Annotated in this window: 1 protein-coding gene; it reads left to right on the forward strand. The window is 55.3% G+C overall.

Annotation, left to right across the window (positions count from 1 at the left end):
- The first annotated feature begins 148 nt into the window (after positions 1–148).
- Entirely contained in the window at positions 149–1,255 is a 1,107-nt protein-coding gene (gene glf / locus Q4P78_RS08760) for a UDP-galactopyranose mutase (protein ID WP_303339993.1), read from the forward strand.
- Positions 1,256–1,382: the final 127 nt, after the last annotated feature.

Here is a 1,382-nt window from a genome sequence, read left to right on the forward strand (position 1 = left end):
CACCGGGGTAGACTTTGAACAAAATATCCTCAAAAGGGTCTTGGCCTTTGAACAATATGACGCTATTCGGCGCATTAGATCAGACATCAGTATCCTAATGAATACATAGCCCCCTTCTCACCACATCATCCAAAGACCATTTGAACGCATGAAACCATACGATTATCTGATAGTTGGTGCCGGACTGTACGGCGCTGTGTTTGCCCATGAGGCCAAGAAGGCCGGTAAGCGCTGCCTGGTGGTGGAGAAACGCCCCCACGTGGGCGGCAATATCTACTGTGAGGATGTGCGCGGCATTCACGTGCACCGCTATGGCGCACATATCTTTCATACGGACAACCGCAAGGTGTGGGACTACGTGACCCAACTCACCGAATTTAACCGCTACACCAATTGTCCCGTGGCCAACTATAAGGGGCGGCTCTTCTCCCTGCCCTTCAACATGAACACCTTCTACCAACTGTGGGGAGTGCGTACGCCGGCTGAGGCTAAGGCCAAGATAGCCGAGCAGCGCGGGGCATATGCCCATATCGCCGAGCCGGCCAATCTGGAGGAGCAGGCACTAAAGCTCTGCGGAAAGGACATCTACGAGTACCTCATCAAGGGATATACCGAGAAGCAGTGGGGCTGTGCAGCCACGGAACTTCCCGCCTTCATCATCCGCCGTGTGCCCCTGCGCTTCGTCTTCGACAACAACTACTTCAACGATGCCTATCAGGGTGTGCCCATCGGTGGATACAACCGCTTGATTGATAAGTTGCTTGAGGGTGTGGAGGTACGCACCGGGGTAGACTATCTGGCGCACAGGACTGAGCTGGATGCACTGGCCGACCGCGTGCTCTACACAGGGTGTATCGATGCTTACTTTGACTATAACTGCGGTATGCTGGAGTATCGCAGCCTGCGCTTTGGCCACCAGCTATTGGAGGGAGTGGAAAACTTTCAGGGCAATGCCGTGGTCAACTATACCGACCGCGAGACACCCTATACCCGCGTCATTGAGCACAAGCACTTTGAGATGGGGGAACAGGCTGATACCGTAGTGACCTACGAGTATCCCGACAGTTTTGAGTTGGGTAAGGAGCCGTACTACCCCATCAACAACGACCGAAACAACACCCTCTTTGCCCGGTATCAGGCTCAGACCGAGGCGCTGAACGGAGTGTACTTTGGCGGACGCTTGGCGCAATACACCTATGCCGATATGGACGACACCATCGCTGCGGCGCTGGCCTTGGCTGAGCGCGTGTTGTAAGTTATTCCTCTCCCAATGACTCTGCCCGATGACTCCCGGTATGTTCTCCCGCATTTGCCGTGCCCTGCGTACGGGGCAGCAAGGCGTGCAACCCCTAGTGGCGCCGCGTTTGGTAATGACGCTGGTG

The sequence above is a fragment of the Rothia sp. (in: high G+C Gram-positive bacteria) genome, from assembly GCF_030540545.1.
Lineage (GTDB): Bacteria > Actinomycetota > Actinomycetes > Actinomycetales > Micrococcaceae > Rothia.